Origin of the sequence: Granulicatella sp. WM01 (assembly GCF_004570605.1) — a bacterium.
GTDB lineage: Bacteria > Bacillota > Bacilli > Lactobacillales > Aerococcaceae > WM01.
Genome location: NZ_SPPB01000003.1, coordinates 1 through 17,673 on the forward strand (window position 1 = coordinate 1; position 17,673 = coordinate 17,673).

Genomic DNA, 17,673 nt, shown 5'->3' on the forward strand with positions numbered 1-17,673 from the left:
TGAAATAGTATAGCCCTCGTTTAATAATATTTCAATTTGACTTCTTTCTTTATCACTTAAGTGTTTATAGTGTCGTTTTGTGGTATAATGTACTTCAGACATGAAAATCTTCCTATCTATTTGGTTTAGCAACTTTAGTATAGCTGATTTTCATGTTTTTTTGTTTATTTTTATTTGTTGCACTTCATTTTACAACACGGGTTATTTTCTGAACCAAAACATCTACGAATACGCTCTAGCATAAACCAAGCTGTTTTTTGAGTAACATTGATCAAACCAATATGACGCTTTATAGCCTAACTAAAAATGGTATAAGAACATCTATTTTGTTGATTTCTGTAAAAGATGTTCTTATTAAACAAATAACGACGAATAAAATTATTTACAAAGATATAGGGACAACAAGAGAAAAGGCAGAAAAAATCATGACATCTCTTTCTGAATTATATCAAAATATAGCAGGGATTACTCAAAAGGTTGAATATAAAGACACTTATCTAATCGAAACAGTTGCCATTGATTACGCTAAATTAGATTTTGAAGCTGCCAAAAACATACCGAATGCCAACTTTGATGCTTCTAATAGTAAATATATCAGTTTAAAAAGAACAATCGAGATGTTGGAGGCACAAGGTGCTAAAAAAATTCAATAGCTACACGTATTAAAAAATATACACATATAACTGGCTTTAACTCAGGGGAAATACCCCTTTGCGTTAAAGCCAGTTATTAATATTATATAGCACTTTTTGAATGTTCTTTTAATGTCCACAAGGCATTGGCAAGTTTAGCAAATTGTTCAATAGCTAGTGCCTCTCCTCTTATAGTTGGTAAAATATCGGCTTGTGCCAATCCTTTAGCTAGCCATTCTTTAATATGCTCACTTTTACCATAATGATGTTGCAAATTATTCCATAATGTTTTACGTCGCTGCACAAAACTAGCTTTGACCAATTCAAAAAAGAAATCTTCATTTGCCACATATACAAGTGGTTTTTCTCGTCGTTCTAATTTTAAGATAGCTGAATCAACATTAGGTTGTGGCGAAAAAACGGTTTTAGGCACAATAAAAGCAATAGTGGCATGCATGTAATATTGAATGGCAATAGTCAAAGAACCATAGGCTTTTGTTTTTGGCTTAGCAGTCATACGTTCAGCAACTTCTTTTTGCATCATCATCACAAATGTATCAATCGGTAATTGACTTTCTACAAATCTCATAATAATAGGGGTTGTAATATAATATGGCAAGTTGGCAACTACACTTAAAGGAACATCACTAGACATCTCTGCAACAATTTGTTCTAAAGGTGCTTTTAAAATATCTTGGTGTATAATGGTGACATTTGAATAATCATGCAATGTATCGTGTAAGACTGGAATTAAATAATCATCTATTTCAAAAGCAATAACTTGTTTTGCCACTCGTGCTAAGCGTTCCGTTAAAGCACCTATTCCAGGTCCAACTTCAATAACACAACTGTTCTCATTAATATTAGCCACATCAACAATACGAGTCAAAATATTAGGTTCAATTAAAAAGTTTTGTCCCAAACTTTTTTTCATGCTTAGTCCATACGTCTTTATAATCTCAGCCGTACGACTAGGTGTTGCAATATCTTTTGATTTATCCATTCATTTCCTCCAATACTTGAGCAAGTGCATTTAATACTTGCTCTTTTGTTAAGCCAAACATATTCAAACGTTTCTCCAATTGCTTGCCGTTAACATGTCCAATACCTAATTTTACGCTTAAAGCATCTCTATAGCATTTTGAGTTTGCACCACCAACTAAAGAATAACGCACCAAAAAAGATTGGGTAATACTTGCGTCTGTTTTAGTATATTCTTGAACAGTTTTGACTTGGCTTAAAGCACGTTTAATTGCCGTTTCGCTAGCATGTTCAACCCCTAAACTTCCTTTTGATTTAGGTGGCAAAGCCTCCTCAACTGTTAAAAATGCGTGTTGAATAGTTGGTATTCTTTGTGTAATCAATTGACGTATTCTCTCTCCTGGATAGTCTGGATCTGTCAAGACAATAACTTGAGCATGCTTGTGTGCTTTTTCAATGAGTTGTAACGTTTCCTCATCAAGAGCAGAACCTTTTGTTTCAATCGTTTGAATGTTCGGAAATATTTCTCGTAAACGTCTTGTGTCATCTCGTCCTTCAACAACAATAATTTGGGTCATAATTTAAACAACTTTCTTGCATTTTGGCTAGTCTGGTGTGCAACGTCCTCAAACGAACAGCCTCTTAATTGTGCAATTTTTTCAGCAACATAATAAACGTAAGCAGGCTCATTTCGCTTACCACGATACGGCACAGGAGATAGATAAGGGGCATCTGTTTCAATCAATAATTTATCAAAATCTACCTGTTTAGCCACTTCATGCAAGTCGTATGCCTTTTTAAAAGTCACTACACCACTCAAGGAAATATACATTCCCAAATCTAAAAATCGTTGCATATCGTCAATATTTCCGCTAAAACTATGTATTATTCCTCCCGGGAATCGTTCAGATTTCAAAATTTTGTATGTATCTTCCATAGCCTCTCGAGTATGAATACTAATCGGCAAATTCATTTCTCGTGCAATCGCAATCTGTCTACGAAACACATTCTCTTGTACGTCCTTAGGGTCATTATTCCAATAATAGTCTAAACCAATTTCTCCTAAAGCCACTACTTTTGGCAAGGCTAATTGCTCTTGCAATGTTCGCTCAATTTCACGAGTGTACTTTCCTGCTTCTGTTGGATGCCAGCCAATAATACTATAAATATTATCATACGTTTGGCTCAATTCTAAACTTTTTTTAATCGTCTTTGTATCAAATCCCACTACGGCTAATTGGCTCACCTTATGTTCATAAGCCCGCTCCAACACATCATCTACTTCTCCGTCAAATTGAGAAACATTAATATGCGTGTGTGTATCAAATAACATGTGTTTCACTTCTTTTCATTTATAGTTTATAAGTTTATTATATGAATTCCTATCATTTTTTTCAATTAAAATGATGTTCTGCTTGCCTGTGAACCCCCTATATATCATCAATAAAATAGACGGTTTTATAATATAGACAATGCCTCTTCATTTATCAAGATGTCTTATTCATTATCTCTATACATAAATACACTTCTCATATAAAAAAGCTAGAAAACAATAGGCATCATTTTCTAGCTCTTTGTTTTAGTTAAATTCTTCAAAGGAACTGGCACTTATTTTATTTGGAAGCACCAATGCTAATAAAATCCCCAAACATGCCGGAACTAACCATGCTAATGATTGATCACCTAATGGGAAATAAGCCAAAAATTGTGTCAATGCAGGCAATTTGAATGTCACAGCAAGGGTATCAATTAAAGCAAACAAACTAACCAATCCTACTGTTAATTGCATACCACGTTTGGATAAAGCTATTTTACGATTAATCGCAATTAACATCATATTGATAATAGTAATAGGATATAAGAATAATAGAACTGGTATAGACACTTTAATAATTGTAGTCAAGCCTAAATTAGAAATAGCAAACCCAATAATAGTAAACACTAAAACATACTGTTTATATGTCAACTTAGGATAAATTTTATAGAAAAATTCAGCCGTGGCTACAATCAATCCTACTGCTGTTGTAAAGCATGTCAACGTCACCATAATCGCTAAAAAGATTTGTGAAGGGGCACCGAATAATTGTTGAGTTGCTTGAGAAATAATATAAGACCCTTTATTCACATCAGATTCTAAAATGTGTTGTGGTATAGGAAACTTATTCCCTAAGTTTGCCAATCCTATATATAATAAACTAAATCCAATAGCCACAACAATTCCGGCACTCCAAATCGTTTTTGTATATTCTTTACGAGAAGAAAAACCAAATTGTTTTAACGTATTCACTGCAACCACACTAAAAGCTACGGCTGCTAAAGCATCTAATGTATTATATCCTTCAGTAAATCCTGTACTAAAGGCTTGATGTGCTAAATATCCAGTTTGTGCAGCTATTGGTGCATTATTAGCATAAGCTATAGCACCTACAATAACTAAAATAACAATTAACACAGCAAAGATTGGTGTTAAAATTTTTCCAACACTTGTTAAAATAGTTGTTGGATTAAGTGCTAAAAGGTATGCTACTGCAAAATAAATTGCTGTGAACAAAAGAAGATACCCATTTAAAGTCACACTTCCTAAAGAAATTGTCCAATCACCTACTAAGGCTTTAATTCCCATATCATAAGCTGCTGTTGCTGTTCTAGGAATTGCAAAAAATGGACCAATTGTTAAATACAATAATGCTAGAAAAATAATTGCAAAAACTGGAGATATTTTTGTTGAAATATCATCTAAATAGCCTTTTGGATTTTGCATACCTACAATTAGTGTAATGACTGCAACTCCCACTCCCGAAATAATAAATCCTAAAATAGCTGTCCAAAAATTCTCTCCCGATAACGCACCTAAACTTGGTGGAAAAATCAAGTTTGCTGCGCCAAAAAACATCCCAAATAATAGTACTCCTGTTAAAAAACCTTTTCTATTTGTCATAAATATGTATAGACTTAGCAAAGAGTGTATTAATCCCCTTTTTATACGGCACCTACCTATATTCTAGCGATTATTCTCTTACCTAAGCACTACCCTTTCCTCTATTTTTTAAATTGTAAATTCATTAATTCCATTGCTTCTTTATAAGCAGTCTGAATACGTTTTTTTGTATTCTCGTCAACTTGATTGACATATTTGCCATTATCTAAATAGTCTTCTGCTAAAAAGACTTGATAATCATAGGCTGGATACCCTTGAACATCAGTATTTAACGGTGTCCGAGATACCCACGTTGGATGCAAAATAATGTCGGAAATACGTGTTTTTTGATTTTCCTTTGTGATTTCCACTTCAACAATGACGCCTCGCTCTGTCCAATAGTCTTCTAAAGTTTCAAAACGTTGGTTAGATAATAAATTCCCCATAGAATAAATGATGAATTTCTGCTCGCCGTCTTTTTCAATAATTTCTGTAGGTTCAATCACATGTGGGTGTCCACCAAAAATAATATCCGCTCCCCAATCAATCATCTGTCGATAAAGTTTTTGCTGCTCTTCTGTTGGCGTTCTCCGATACTCCTCACCCATTTGAGGCATAACGATTGTAATATCTGCTTGCTTTTCTGCCGCTTCAATATCTGCCTTAACTTTTTCAGGTGATAAGTCTTTTAGATATGTGTTATATTCTTGAGTGCTTAATGTGCTTTCCATACCATTAAACCCATACGCATAACCTAAAATAGCAACTTTGATGCCTTTAACATCTTTAATTAATATGTCAGGATCACTTTCTTTTTCTTTAACACCAAATGTATCTAATCCCGCTTGCTTAAATGCTTGAATAGTTGATTTCACACCGGCTAATCTACTGTCTAAAATATGATTATGTGCCAAATCAATCACATCAAACCCTGCCTTTTTAATGGAATCTACCACTTCAATCGGTGCATTAAACAACGGATAACCTGCTAAATCGAATTCAGAAGAAATTGTCCCCTCAAAATCTCCTAAAGCCAAATCAGCACTTGAAATTAATGGCGTAATTTGTGCATAATGTTTAGAGAAATCATACGTTCCATTTTTATACGCACTTCGATACACTGGAGCATGATAAAGCATATCGCCACTTCCTGTAATACGTGCAACAATTTTTTCTTGTGTTGCTTGTTCTGTTTGTTGCCCGGAATGTAATTGTGCCTGCTCACTTTTTTGTCCTTTAGGTAACATTGCTAAAATTAAATTAGCAATAATCAAAATGAACAACACCGTTCCTGCAATAAACGTCCGTTTTAACCATTTATCTTGCATTATAACCACCTTTCTTTGTATATTAAAAATAGTATCGCATAATCTACCTGTAAAGGCAATGTTTTTTTAACAGAAATATAATAATTTTATTAACAATTCCACGTCTTGTTACGTATCCAAAAAACACAGTAATCATATAGTTACACTTGCCAATCTTTAACTATTGTAGCACATTTTCTCTTTCTCATATCTATAGTTTATGTAAATCATATCTGACTATGTTATAGTTTTTTGTTTTCAGTTCCTAATAGATACCGTATTGCAGCGATTAAAAAGAAAAAGTTCCCTACATCCTAAAAAACAATCCTCCAATTATGCTAAAATATATGACCATTCACACAAATAAAAAGCGATTAAACGTAATTTTTCAGACTTTATAGGGATTGTTTTGTACAATATAAAAAAGAGTTAAGATGCAACAGGCTATTGGTTATCGTATGTTGTACAAAACATAAAAAATGAAAAACAATCTGTCTAAAGACGACCTTTTTATAGGGACTGGGAAAAAACTAAAATTTTAGCCTTTCGATTAACATGTGAAAAATTGAAAACAGCTTAGAATCAACGTTTCTGATAACGTCATTATAAGCTGTTTTTTTATTTTTAAAACTTTTCCCAGTCCCTACACTCACTAGCTTTTTTTGAACATACTGGCAACACTTTGTTTGTGAACTAAAGTTTCGCCAACAAGACTCTAATTTCAAATAGAATTGGTCTATTCTTTTAAGAAGAATATTTTATGATATTTCTATCCAACAAAAAAACTCTACATTCAGATTAATAAATTCCTTATGTAAAGCTTTTCCAGTTAATAAATGACAACTTAATCAAACAATAATCTTCTTATATCAAACAGAATTTTATCTTATTATACATCTTTTTAATTACTGTTTTGAGCATACTCATTTATGTAACCTCTTGGTAGCGTGTCATTCCCCATTTTCAAAAGTATTTCCGATATGTTTTTTGCTTATTTTCCATTTTTTAGTAATGATGAAAGCACTTTATATCCGGCATGTTCAACCAATGTGTGAATATGTTCAGCATCTTGGCTATCTAATTGGATAACGACTTGAGCTTGATTATTTTCATGGTATACTGCAATTTGTTCAATATTAATATTTTCTTGTCTAAATAGAGCTAGCACTTGTTCAAAAATACCGGCTCTGTCTTCAATTTCAATCACTAGACGTACACCAGGTTTATAATACCCTAGCACATCAACAAAGGCATCAAATATGTCAGAGCTAGTGATTAGTCCGACAAGTTGATTGTTTTCAACGACTGGAAGTACACCTATTCGTTTTTCACGCATGATAACTGCGGCTTCTTCTAGTAAAGCATCAGGATGAATAGTGACCACTTTCGTTTCCATAATATCTTCAATACGTGTTTTTGTCAGTAAGTAGTTCAATTCATGCATACTTAAACTGGTCGCTTGTGAAGGCATGTGTTCGGCAATTAGTTTGTCTGTCACTAACCCTACAATTCGACTACCTTTAACAACTGGTAAACGTTTAACGCTATGTGCTTTCATCACGTCTAGGGCTTCTAACACACGTACATCTCCTGTTACGCTAATAATTTCTGTTGTCATATATCTTCTTACGTCCATGTCTTATCCTCCTAAATATGCCTTTTGCACTTCTGGACTAGAAAGCAATTCTTGTCCGGTACCACTTAATACGATTTTACCTGTTTCTAATACATAGCCTCTATTTGAAATAGATAGTGCCACATTTGCATTTTGCTCAATTAAAAGAACTGTTGTTCCTTGTTTTTGAATATCTTGTATAATATTAAAAATTTCTTTAATGAAAATAGGCGCAAGTCCCATTGACGGTTCATCAAGCAACAGTAATTTTGGACGTGTCATTAAAGCTCTACCCATAGCTAACATTTGTTGCTCTCCACCAGAAAGTGTTGAGGCATCTTGATGTTTACGTTGCTCTAAAATTGGAAAACGTTCAAAAACAGCCCTCAAGTCTTTTTGCACACCGTCCTTATCTTTCCGTAAAAATGCACCTAAGTCTAAATTTTCTTGCACACTCATGCCTTTGAATACATGACGCCCCTCAGGCACATGTGCCAAACCTTTTTCAACAATTTTTTTAGCAGATGTCTGTTCTATGGACTCTCCCAAATAAGTTATTTTTCCACTTTTTGCTTTAATTAATCCAGAAATAGTTCTTAAAATTGTAGATTTTCCTGCACCATTTGCACCAATTAAACTAACTACTTCTCCCTCATTCACATGAAATGACACCTGATTAACCGCTTGTATCATGCCATAATGAACGCTTAAATCTTCAACTTTTAGCATCTATTCGCCTCCTAAATACGCTTTGATAACCGCTTTATTTTGTTTAATTTCATCAGGTGTCCCGTGTGCAAGTAATCTTCCATATTCTAAAACATAGATGCGTTGACAAATCGACATGACCAAAGACATATCATGCTCAATTAGAACAACTGTAATATTAAAATCTTGTTGAATTTTATGGATTAACTCTGTAAGTTCTGCCGTTTCTTGTGGATTCATGCCAGCAGCAGGTTCATCTAAAAATAAAATACGAGGATTTGTTGCCAATGCTCTTACAATTTCAAGACGTCTTTGCTCTCCATAAGATAAATGTTTAGACAAAACATCTTGTTTATCTTGCAAATTGAATAACGTCAATAATTCTAATGCTTGTTCACTCAATTCTTTTTCATTTTGATAATATTTAGATGTTCGACATAAACTATGCCATAATGATACGCCTTTTTTACTATGCATAGCAATTTTCACATTATCAAGTACACTTAATTCATGAAATAGACGTATATTTTGAAATGTACGGGTTAATCCTAAATCACTAATTTGATGAGGACTTTTTTGATTTAACACAACTGGTCCTTTATCAGTATCCAATGTAATTGTACCTTCACTTGGCACATATACACCTGTTAATAAGTTAAATAAAGTTGTTTTTCCTGCACCATTAGGGCCAATTAAGCCAACCAATTCATTTTTTTCAAACGTCATATCAACCATTGATACTGCCGATAGCCCACCAAAGTTTTTCGTTAATTTTTTAATCTCTAATAAACTCATCTGTCAACTCCTCCTTTCTTTGCTTTTAGAAATGTACTAAGCGAAAACTCTTTTTGCCCCAATAGTCCTTTTGGTCTGAAAATCATAACTAATAGCAATAAAACAGCATAAATAATCGTTCTCCAAACCCCAAGACTTTGTAAAAACACATTAATAAGCCCTAATACAATAGAGGAAATCACTGATCCAGTCATACTTCCAATCCCTCCAAAAACAACGATAATTAACACATCTATTGAATTTTGGAATGAAAAATCGTTTGGTGTAATAACTCCAATATAACTACCATACAAAGAGCCTGCAATACTGGCACATATCGCTCCAAATACAAAGGCTATCACTTTATATTTTAATATATGCACACCCATAACTTCTGCTGCAATCTCATTTTCACGAATAGCTAATGTCGCACGTCCTGAGCTACTGCGAATATAATTTGATACAAACATAACCGTTAAAATCATAAATATAAAGACAATAGACCACGTTGCCGTATCGGGTATATTACTAATTCCGGCTGCTCCATTTGTAATATTGTCCGCATTAGAAATGATAATACGAATAATTTCAGATGTTCCTAAAGTTGCAATAGCCAAATAATCTCCACTTAAACGCAATGTTGGTATGCCCACACAAACGGCTAAAACTCCTGCAAGAATTGCACCTACTAGTATACCTACAAGTAACCCTAAAACACCTGGCACTTGTTTATTAATAATTGCTCCAGAATAGGCACCAATCGCCATAAACCCTGCATGACCTAAAGAAAATTGACCTGCAATACCAATGACCAAATTCAAACTAACTGCCAACATAATATTGATTAAAATACTCACTAATGTTAATTCACTTGATTGTGTTAAAATAGATTGTGCGATTAATGTATCAATAAGCAACATACTAATTACTAGACTAACTACCCAAATGATATTTTGTTTACTGAATAATTTCATTTAGACACCTACACTTTCTCTTTAACGGCTTTGCCTAGCAAACCAGCCGGTTTAACAATTAAAATAACGATTAAAATCGCATAAACAAGAGCATCTTTATAAGAAGAAAACCCTAATACATTAACTACTGTTTCCAAAATACCGATTAAATAGCCACCTAACATTGCTCCTGGCACATTCCCAATTCCCCCTAAAACCGCTGCGATAAATGCTTTCAATCCCGGCTGCACTCCCATTAATGGCGATAACGAACCATAATACATACCAACGAGAACACCAGCAGCTCCTGCAAGTGCAGATCCTAATAAAAAGGTAAATGAAATCACATGATTGACATTAATGCCCATTAATTGTGCTGCTTCTTCATCTGTACTTACTGCTCGCATTGCCTTACCCATTTTTGTTTTTTTAATGGTTAAGGTCAATACAATCATTAAAATAATTGTTACTACTAAGATAATGATTTGTTTTATACTTATCTGCGTTCCTAAAATAGAAATCGCCGCATTTCCCAAAACATTTGGAAATGCTCTACTTTCACTCCCTACTGTTACCATCATCATATTTTCAATAAAATATGACACACCAATAGCTGTAATTAGCGCAGCAATGCGAGGGGATTTTCTAAGTGGTTTATATGCTACACGTTCTATAAGGACTCCACCCAATGCACAGATTAGCATTGTTAAAATGAGAGCAGCAAAAAAATCAATCTTCAAAACTGTAATGAAAAAATAACCAATATATGTTCCAAGCATTAACATATCGCCGTGGGCAAAGTTAATTAAACGAATAATTCCATAGACCATTGTGTATCCCAGTGCTACTAGAGCATAAATACTTCCTAATGATACCGCGTTAATAATTTGATCCATTGTTTCCTCCTTGTGCATTGAACAAAAACGGCTACAAATCAACACTTTGGTGTGATTTATAGCTGTTTTCATTACTAATTTAGCTTTTTACCCAGCTTTTCATCTTATTTTGGGTTGACAATTGTATAACTTGTTTCCTTTCCATTCACCAATTCAAGAACATAAGTTGATTTCACAACATTATGATTTTCATCAATACTAAATTTCCCTGTGACCCCTTCATAGTTTTTCACATTTGCCAATGCTTCTGTTATTTTTTGCGTATCAACTTCTCCAGCAGTTTCAATGGCACTTATCAACACACCTGAAGCATCATAAGCTAAAGCTGCAAATGCATCAGCCTCTTTATTATATTTTTCACGGTATGCTTTTAAGAAATTTTGGACTTTAGCATCTGTTGATAATGTAGTAAAATGATTTGTATAAAATACTTTATTCACATTTTCTGCACCTGCCAACTCAACCAAAGTATCACTAGCAAATCCATCTCCACCTAAAATAGCTTTATCTATTCCAGTTGTTCGTGCTTGTTTAATAATCAATCCAGCCTCTTCATAATATCCTGCAACTAACAACACATCATAATCTAATGTTTTCAATTTTGTTAAAATCGCATTAAAATCTTTATCTCCTGCTTGGAAATTTTCTGTTGCGACAATCTCTCCTGAATAATTAGAAACAAACGCTTCTGAAAGACCTTTGGCATAGTCTGATGAGGTATCTTTTAAAAGAACAACTTTCTTAGCATGTAGTGTTTCATCAGCAAATGTTGCGAGTGCTTTTCCTTGGAAAGAATCACTATAAGCTACACGATAAATGTAATTTAATACTTTCCCACTGCTATCCTTAATCACATTATCTCCTGTTGCAGCAGGTAAGACAACGGGTGTTTTTGCTTTAGTTGCCACTGGAACTTGTGCTAATGCATCTGCTGTTGTGGCAGGTCCTAAAATCCCTACAACGTTTTTCTCTGTTAGACTTGTTGCAACACTTGCGGATTCTTTTGTATCTGATTTATTATCTAATTTAACAAGCTCAATTTGTTTCCCTAAAACACCACCACTTGCATTTTTTTCTTCTACGGCTAATTGAATAGCATCTAGCATTGGTGTTCCATACGAAGCTACTTTACCAGATAACTCTAAATTTGTTCCAATAGTAATCGTTGTTGCTTGACTTACTGATTTAGATTTTGTATTTGCTGCACTTGAGCAACCGGCTAATACTAGAGTTGCCAAAGCTATAACACTAACTATTTTTTTCTTTCTCATGTTAATGTAACTCCCATCTTTTCTTCTCATTTATTTTTAATAGATGTGTTTCATTATAAAATAGTCAGACAATTTTGTCAATTTTAAATTTGCATTTTTTTTATTTTTCATGTATAGTGAACGTAATTCAACATTAAGGGGATCCTTTATGAAACATTTTAAAATTGGTTTACGCACATTTAAAACTGCTACAGCCGTTGCTATCTGTTTATTAATTAGTCATCTCATTTCTCGTGATAGCCCTGTTTTATCTTGTTTGGCAGCAGTTTATTGTCTACGAACAGATGCCGCCTCATCATATCATTTTAGTAAACACCGAATTTTTGGCACATCTATTGGTGTCTTTGTGTCTATTGGAGCAATCTTTATTCAAAATATATTGACTCGGACAATATTCAGCGACACATTATTAGTATTTATCGGTGTCATTGCCGTCATTATTTTTTGTAATATGACCAAGCACCCTGAGGGAATTATCACATCTGTGTCAACATTTTTAATTATTTGCTTTAATACACCTGCAACTGAAACAATCCACTATGCTTTTTTTAGAATTTTTGATGTCCTTATTGGTGCTAGTGTAGCCGTTTTAGTAGACTTCAGTTTGCCTGGAAAAAAATCTTAGCCAAGACATTAAAAACATCTTTAAACATTCCAGACACCCTATTATGTGAACTCATGATAAATATCATAACAATACGTCACATGCTACTCTCTACTATCTGATTGCTCGAATATAAATAGTATCATACATCACATGAAAACTGTGACTTTGCCAAATACTATTGCTAAAAAATAGATTTTATATAAAAACAAGCGTGTTGGTAAGAACAAAATTTACCAACACGCTTTATTGTATTTTTGCAAACACATCTTTGCATCGAAAATGACTGAGGTATGTGAGTTTGTCACGTACTCGTTTTTTCACCCTACTTTTTCCTAAATACTACATCACTCTCTTTTTATCATATTATCACTTTATATCTTCAAAAGAGTCTACAAACAATAAAAATCGCGATAAATCCATGTGAACATTGATTTATCGCGATTTTAAACAAACCCCTACATTCCACAAAGAACGTAGAGGGATAAGTCAAAGCATAATAAAAATCTTTTACTCTTTCATAGATTTATAATCTAGCCTTTTTAATCACAGTTTATTCGCATTACTTAGTAGATTTAATAGGTTGATCTGCTAATAATTCTAACTTATGTAAATGGTTACCCCAGTTTTTATCACCGAATGATACATCGAAAGATTTCACACGTTTATTAACACCTATAACAACTGTACGGAATTGTAGTGGTAACGTAAAGACTTCTTCTTGAGCAAATTTTTGCCATTCTTTAAAAGCAGCCACTTGTTTTTCTCTATCAAACATATCTTTTGAGTCAAATTTACTTAAAATATCACTATATTCTTTAGTCATGAAGCGTGAATAGTTATTTGCTGTATCTCCCCATAATCTATTTGGATTTGGATTTCCACCTACGCTCCATGCAGCAACGTAAATATCAATACTTGGATCATCTCCTTGAACTAATTTATAGAATGATTTAAACTCAATTGTACGTCCATTCGTTAATTGAACATCTAAACCAACTTCTTTCCATTGTTGGATATAGTAGTTAGCTTGTGTATCTGAGTCTGCACTTGACATAAATCCTAATTGAATCGTTAATTTTTGTCCTTTTGGATCTTCACGTAATCCATCGCCATCAACATCTTTATAGCCTGCTTCATCTAATAGCTTGATAGCTTTTTCTTTATCATAAGCATATCCCGGCACTGTACTATCACGTAAATCTTTAAATGTTGGTACAATTAATGAGTTCGCTCTAACACGTAAATCTCCATAGAATGATTGAGAAAACTCATCAACATTTAACGCGTAACTCATTGCTTGACGTAATGATTTATTTGACATTTTAGCCTCAGGATTGTATGCCACTTTTTCAGCTTCTTTATCCCATGTTCCTGTTTTAAAGCCTAAGTATGTAATCACATTATTCCATCTTCCTAAGAACTCAACATTATCTAACTCTTTAAATGCTTCATATTTCTCTTTAGTTGTAGGAACAGTTATGATGTCATACTCACCTTTTTTAAATTCATCTGCAGCACTATTTGAGTTAACAACGCTAACAATAACACCCTCTAATTTTGGTTTACCTTGCCAATAGTATTCATTTGCTTCAAGTGTAACAGACTCACCGGCTACAATACTTTTTAGTCTAAACGCACCTAAACCAACTGGATTTTTACGTACCGCATCTGAAGCAGCTTGTTGTGCAACTGGAATATTTCCAAAAATATGTTTTGGCAAAGCACTACTCCAGAATCCACCACCTTGAATAACATCTGGTGTCATTTCAGTTAATTCAAATGTTACAGAATAGTCACTGTTTTTCTTAATTCCTGAAATGCTCTCAGCTTTACCTGCATGATAATCTTCCATTCCAACAATATCTTTAACGGAACTATAACGTGTTCCTGTATAATCTTTATGACCAATCACTTCAAAAGCATAAATGTAATCATCAATCTTGAAATCATGACCGTCAGACCATTTTAATCCTTCTTTGATTGTAACTGTTACTGTTTTTTTATCAATATCGTATTCTAATTTACCCATACCTTTATCAGTAATACGTTGATTATCATCATAGATAAACAAAGATTCATCTAAAAATTGAATAACTTCACTATCTGGGGAAGCTTCATAATAGTTTGCATTTAACAAGCCGTCAAATGGACTTTCTGATACAAGTGCATATTTTAATATACCACCTTTAATAGCTGTCCCTTCATTTTCTACTTTTAGAGGAAAATTAGATTTTAATGTTTCCGAATTTGCAGTATTATCAGAAGCTCCGTCTTTTGATGCATTATCTTGGTTATTTCCACATGCAGCTAATAAAACTGTTGCAGCTAACCCTAAAAACCATTTTGCTTTTTTATTCATAATGTATAACTCCTTTTTTGTTTTGTGAATAAATGATTGACCAATCGAGTTTATTCGTTTTCGGGTGCCAACCCTTTGAGGTGTTCCACGTTAACGATATACTCTCCAACATGTGTATAAAACAGTATTTTATACATGTGTAATATTTTTGGCATAATATGCTACACAACACGATTATCCCGACACATTTTCGATTAAACTTTCTATTAATCGGCAAAGTATAACATAAAACAAGAATAACTATACTCTACATGTATAATTATTAATACAGACAGCGGACACCCCTTTCTATTAAACTCAAGAGTTCATTTCATAAAATTATGAGAACTTTCTAATATAATAAACTATTTTTTAATTTTTAGCAACCCTTTTCTGAATTTTTTGTCAATTCTAATCCCGGTTTTGCATTTAAAGTCAGATTTGCCAGTCTATTTTGACAATAATTGTGGTATGCAGCAGCTCCTATCATAGCAGCATTATCTCCACATAAACGAAAATCTGGCACACTAAATTGAACAGTAGGAAACTCTTTTTCAAATAATTCACTAAGAGCAAATCGCAAACCTTTATTGGCTGCCACACCACCAGCTAATATAAATTGTTTAACAGGGTATTCTAGTAATGCCTGCTTTGTCTTGTGTACCAACACATCAATTATACTAGCTTGAAAACTGGCTGCTAAATCTTCTGGATTTATTGTATCGCCTTTTTGTTTGGCGTTATGCACCGTATTAATGACGGCACTTTTTAAGCCACTAAAACTAAAATCATAATGATTGTCATGTATCATTGCTCTTGGAAAAGCAAGTGTGTCTTGCCCTTTTTGTGCCAATTCATCAATCGCTTTCCCTCCTGGATAAGACAAATTGAGAATACGTCCAATTTTATCATAGGCTTCGCCCACAGCATCATCTCGTGTTTCGCCAATAACTTGAAAATCATTATTCTTTTCCATATATACTAACTCTGTATGTCCCCCACTTACCAATAGAGCTAATAACGGAAATTGTAATGGCTGATGCAACTGACTAGCATAAATATGCCCTGCCATGTGATTTACTGGAATGAGGGGTTTTTGATATGCCATAGCTAAAGCCTTGGCTGCACTAATTCCAACCAACAAAGACCCAACCAATCCCGGCCCTTCAGTTACAGCAAAAGCATCTATATCTTCCATACTCATATTAGCAATGCGTAATGCTTCATCAATCACTTGTGTAATTTGTTCAACATGATGTCTACTTGCCACTTCAGGAACCACACCACCAAACCGCATATGGCTTTTAATTTGTGAGGCTACAATATTTGAAAGTTGCTCATTGCCATTTTTCACAACCGATGCACTTGTTTCATCACAACTCGATTCAATCGCTAAAATAAATACGTCTTTCATACATTCTCCCATCTGTAAATCCATGCGTCTTCTATTGGATTTTTATAGTACCTTTTTCGTTCACTTATTTTCTTAAACCCTATTGTTTCATAGAATTGTTTGGCAGGCTCATTACTTGCTCTTACTTCTAAGTAACATGTCTGATAATGTTTTTGTTTCAGCTCACATTCTAATGCCTGCCATAATGCTTTAGCATAGCCTTGTCTTTGATAAGACTTTAAAATAGCTATATTAAGAATTTCCGCCTCATCATATAAAAGATGCGCCCCAATAAACCCTGCCTCATGAATAAAATATACGGCATAAGGTTGCTGCATATCTGTTATATAATCTTGCAAACTCCATGATAAATTTGCTTGTTGTGATACATGATAAATAAAAGGAGCATGAGTTTGATTTGCCTTAATTATTTTCCCCATGCGACTCTCTCCACTAATATGTCATCTTTTTGAAGCTGTCCATTCTGTTTCTCCCAATTCACTTCTGCTTCAACTTTATTCAAATAAAACGGAGTAAGCACATGGACATCAGTTGGTTGTACTGTATGCATTAAAGGTAACATATACTTAGCCTCTGGATAGGCTTTAACATACCGAATATGCTTACTTGCCATTTGAGCAATATAGTGTTGAAGAACAGTTTCATACACATCAATATCTGGACTAACAAACAAAATCGGTTTAGAATAAGCACACACACGCTCCAACAACGCTTCAAAAGATAGATAACTATCTTGAACTTTAGCTTCTCCGTTACAGTACATGCCTGCATAAACATGTTGGCGTCGTGCATCAAAAAATGGCACAATTAATGTATCTTTTTGTCCTATACTTCCTTGTGCCAAAGCTGCTAAACTGGATACAGCATAAAGTGGGATATTCAATGCATACGCAAGTGTTTTTGCAAACGTAACACCAATACGTAACCCTGTATATGAACCCGGCCCATTCGATACAATAATACGATTAATCTGTTTCACATCAAGATGTGCTTTATGCAACACCGTATCAACAGCAGGTGCTAAATGAATACTATGTTGTAACGTATCATATTGTACATGATGTTCTAAACACACGTCTTGATGAAACACAGCAACAGAAAGCGCCTTATTAGATGCCTCAATAATTAATGTATACATAACATTCTCCTTTATATTTTTCAATATTATAGCATAAATTATACAAAAGTGCTTTCTAAGATATATCAGATTGCATTTTACACAAACTCCTTATCTATAAACCAAAAAAGACTATAAAATCA

General features: G+C 33.8%; 17 protein-coding genes. 2 read left to right on the top strand and 15 right to left on the bottom strand.

Features of this window, described 5'->3' with window-relative positions:
- Window positions 1–257: 257 nt before the first annotated feature.
- Complete coding sequence (locus E4T68_RS00830) at window positions 258–653, top strand: DUF1307 domain-containing protein (RefSeq protein WP_135123171.1); 396 nt, start codon at window positions 258–260, stop codon at window positions 651–653.
- 82 nt (window positions 654–735) lie between these two features.
- Here E4T68_RS00830 and rsmA read toward each other — a convergent pair whose 3' ends face one another.
- From rsmA to E4T68_RS00885, 11 genes are all read right to left on the bottom strand, one after another.
- The gene (gene rsmA, locus E4T68_RS00835) at window positions 736–1,635 is read right to left on the bottom strand and encodes a 16S rRNA (adenine(1518)-N(6)/adenine(1519)-N(6))-dimethyltransferase RsmA (RefSeq protein ID WP_135123173.1); all 900 of its coding nucleotides are present in this window, start codon (window positions 1,633–1,635) and stop codon (window positions 736–738) included.
- Window positions 1,628–2,191 (bottom strand): ribonuclease M5, encoded by a 564-nt coding sequence (gene rnmV / locus E4T68_RS00840; protein WP_135123175.1) that lies wholly within the window; start codon window positions 2,189–2,191, stop codon window positions 1,628–1,630. The genes rsmA and rnmV overlap by 8 nt, the downstream gene beginning before the upstream one ends.
- Window positions 2,188–2,946 carry a TatD family hydrolase gene (locus tag E4T68_RS00845; protein ID WP_135123177.1) on the bottom strand — a complete coding sequence of 253 codons (759 nt, stop codon included), beginning with the start codon at window positions 2,944–2,946 and terminating at the stop codon, window positions 2,188–2,190. The genes rnmV and E4T68_RS00845 overlap by 4 nt, the downstream gene beginning before the upstream one ends.
- Before the next feature lie 246 nt (window positions 2,947–3,192).
- Entirely contained in the window at window positions 3,193–4,551 is a 1,359-nt protein-coding gene (brnQ, locus tag E4T68_RS00850; RefSeq protein WP_135123179.1) for a branched-chain amino acid transport system II carrier protein, read from the bottom strand.
- 101 nt (window positions 4,552–4,652) lie between these two features.
- Window positions 4,653–5,858: a CapA family protein gene (locus E4T68_RS00855; RefSeq protein ID WP_135123181.1), complete on the bottom strand. Its 1,206-nt coding sequence runs from the start codon at window positions 5,856–5,858 to the stop codon at window positions 4,653–4,655.
- Between the two features lie 970 nt (window positions 5,859–6,828).
- The gene (locus tag E4T68_RS00860; protein ID WP_135123183.1) at window positions 6,829–7,473 is read right to left on the bottom strand and encodes a CBS and ACT domain-containing protein; all 645 of its coding nucleotides are present in this window, start codon (window positions 7,471–7,473) and stop codon (window positions 6,829–6,831) included.
- Window positions 7,474–7,476: 3 nt separating this feature from the next.
- Entirely contained in the window at window positions 7,477–8,181 is a 705-nt protein-coding gene (locus E4T68_RS00865) for an ABC transporter ATP-binding protein (RefSeq protein WP_135123185.1), read from the bottom strand.
- Window positions 8,182–8,955 (bottom strand): ABC transporter ATP-binding protein, encoded by a 774-nt coding sequence (locus E4T68_RS00870; protein ID WP_135123187.1) that lies wholly within the window; start codon window positions 8,953–8,955, stop codon window positions 8,182–8,184.
- The gene (locus tag E4T68_RS00875) at window positions 8,952–9,908 is read right to left on the bottom strand and encodes a branched-chain amino acid ABC transporter permease (RefSeq protein ID WP_135123189.1); all 957 of its coding nucleotides are present in this window, start codon (window positions 9,906–9,908) and stop codon (window positions 8,952–8,954) included. The genes E4T68_RS00870 and E4T68_RS00875 overlap by 4 nt, the downstream gene beginning before the upstream one ends.
- An 8-nt stretch (window positions 9,909–9,916) precedes the next feature.
- On the bottom strand, window positions 9,917–10,783 hold the full coding sequence (locus tag E4T68_RS00880; RefSeq protein ID WP_135123191.1) for a branched-chain amino acid ABC transporter permease: 867 nt from the start codon (window positions 10,781–10,783) through the stop codon (window positions 9,917–9,919).
- Window positions 10,784–10,887: 104 nt separating this feature from the next.
- The gene (locus E4T68_RS00885; RefSeq protein ID WP_135123193.1) at window positions 10,888–12,054 is read right to left on the bottom strand and encodes an ABC transporter substrate-binding protein; all 1,167 of its coding nucleotides are present in this window, start codon (window positions 12,052–12,054) and stop codon (window positions 10,888–10,890) included.
- Between the two features lie 148 nt (window positions 12,055–12,202).
- Between E4T68_RS00885 and E4T68_RS00890 the strand changes: the two genes are divergently transcribed.
- On the top strand, window positions 12,203–12,679 hold the full coding sequence (locus E4T68_RS00890) for an aromatic acid exporter family protein (RefSeq protein WP_167753755.1): 477 nt from the start codon (window positions 12,203–12,205) through the stop codon (window positions 12,677–12,679).
- Between the two features lie 541 nt (window positions 12,680–13,220).
- Here the strand turns inward: E4T68_RS00890 and E4T68_RS00895 are convergent.
- From E4T68_RS00895 to tsaB, 4 genes are all read right to left on the bottom strand, one after another.
- Complete coding sequence (locus E4T68_RS00895; RefSeq protein WP_135123197.1) at window positions 13,221–15,020, bottom strand: oligopeptide ABC transporter substrate-binding protein; 1,800 nt, start codon at window positions 15,018–15,020, stop codon at window positions 13,221–13,223.
- A 358-nt stretch (window positions 15,021–15,378) separates the two neighbouring features.
- Window positions 15,379–16,413 (bottom strand): tRNA (adenosine(37)-N6)-threonylcarbamoyltransferase complex transferase subunit TsaD, encoded by a 1,035-nt coding sequence (gene tsaD / locus E4T68_RS00900; RefSeq protein ID WP_135123199.1) that lies wholly within the window; start codon window positions 16,411–16,413, stop codon window positions 15,379–15,381.
- Window positions 16,410–16,832, bottom strand: a complete 423-nt coding sequence (gene rimI, locus E4T68_RS00905) for a ribosomal protein S18-alanine N-acetyltransferase (protein ID WP_135123201.1) — start codon at window positions 16,830–16,832, stop codon at window positions 16,410–16,412. Before rimI ends, tsaD begins: the two co-directional genes overlap by 4 nt.
- Window positions 16,820–17,551, bottom strand: a complete 732-nt coding sequence (gene tsaB / locus E4T68_RS00910) for a tRNA (adenosine(37)-N6)-threonylcarbamoyltransferase complex dimerization subunit type 1 TsaB (protein ID WP_135123203.1) — start codon at window positions 17,549–17,551, stop codon at window positions 16,820–16,822. Before tsaB ends, rimI begins: the two co-directional genes overlap by 13 nt.
- Window positions 17,552–17,673 lie beyond the last annotated feature (122 nt).

Bases quoted from the DNA above. Each gene is read 5' to 3' on its own strand.
- rsmA (WP_135123173.1), bottom strand. From the start codon at position 1,635: ATGGATAAATCAAAAGATATTGCAACACCTAGTCGTACGGCTGAGATT.
- rnmV (WP_135123175.1), bottom strand. From the start codon at position 2,191: ATGACCCAAATTATTGTTGTTGAAGGACGAGATGACACAAGACGTTTA.
- E4T68_RS00845 (WP_135123177.1), bottom strand. From the start codon at position 2,946: ATGTTATTTGATACACACACGCATATTAATGTTTCTCAATTTGACGGA.
- brnQ (WP_135123179.1), bottom strand. From the start codon at position 4,551: ATGACAAATAGAAAAGGTTTTTTAACAGGAGTACTATTATTTGGGATG.
- E4T68_RS00855 (WP_135123181.1), bottom strand. From the start codon at position 5,858: ATGCAAGATAAATGGTTAAAACGGACGTTTATTGCAGGAACGGTGTTG.
- E4T68_RS00860 (WP_135123183.1), bottom strand. From the start codon at position 7,473: ATGGACGTAAGAAGATATATGACAACAGAAATTATTAGCGTAACAGGA.
- E4T68_RS00865 (WP_135123185.1), bottom strand. From the start codon at position 8,181: ATGCTAAAAGTTGAAGATTTAAGCGTTCATTATGGCATGATACAAGCG.
- E4T68_RS00870 (WP_135123187.1), bottom strand. From the start codon at position 8,955: ATGAGTTTATTAGAGATTAAAAAATTAACGAAAAACTTTGGTGGGCTA.
- E4T68_RS00875 (WP_135123189.1), bottom strand. From the start codon at position 9,908: ATGAAATTATTCAGTAAACAAAATATCATTTGGGTAGTTAGTCTAGTA.
- E4T68_RS00880 (WP_135123191.1), bottom strand. From the start codon at position 10,783: ATGGATCAAATTATTAACGCGGTATCATTAGGAAGTATTTATGCTCTA.
- E4T68_RS00885 (WP_135123193.1), bottom strand. From the start codon at position 12,054: ATGAGAAAGAAAAAAATAGTTAGTGTTATAGCTTTGGCAACTCTAGTA.
- E4T68_RS00890 (WP_167753755.1), top strand. From the start codon at position 12,203: ATGAAACATTTTAAAATTGGTTTACGCACATTTAAAACTGCTACAGCC.
- E4T68_RS00895 (WP_135123197.1), bottom strand. From the start codon at position 15,020: ATGAATAAAAAAGCAAAATGGTTTTTAGGGTTAGCTGCAACAGTTTTA.
- tsaD (WP_135123199.1), bottom strand. From the start codon at position 16,413: ATGAAAGACGTATTTATTTTAGCGATTGAATCGAGTTGTGATGAAACA.
- rimI (WP_135123201.1), bottom strand. From the start codon at position 16,832: ATGGGGAAAATAATTAAGGCAAATCAAACTCATGCTCCTTTTATTTAT.
- tsaB (WP_135123203.1), bottom strand. From the start codon at position 17,551: ATGTATACATTAATTATTGAGGCATCTAATAAGGCGCTTTCTGTTGCT.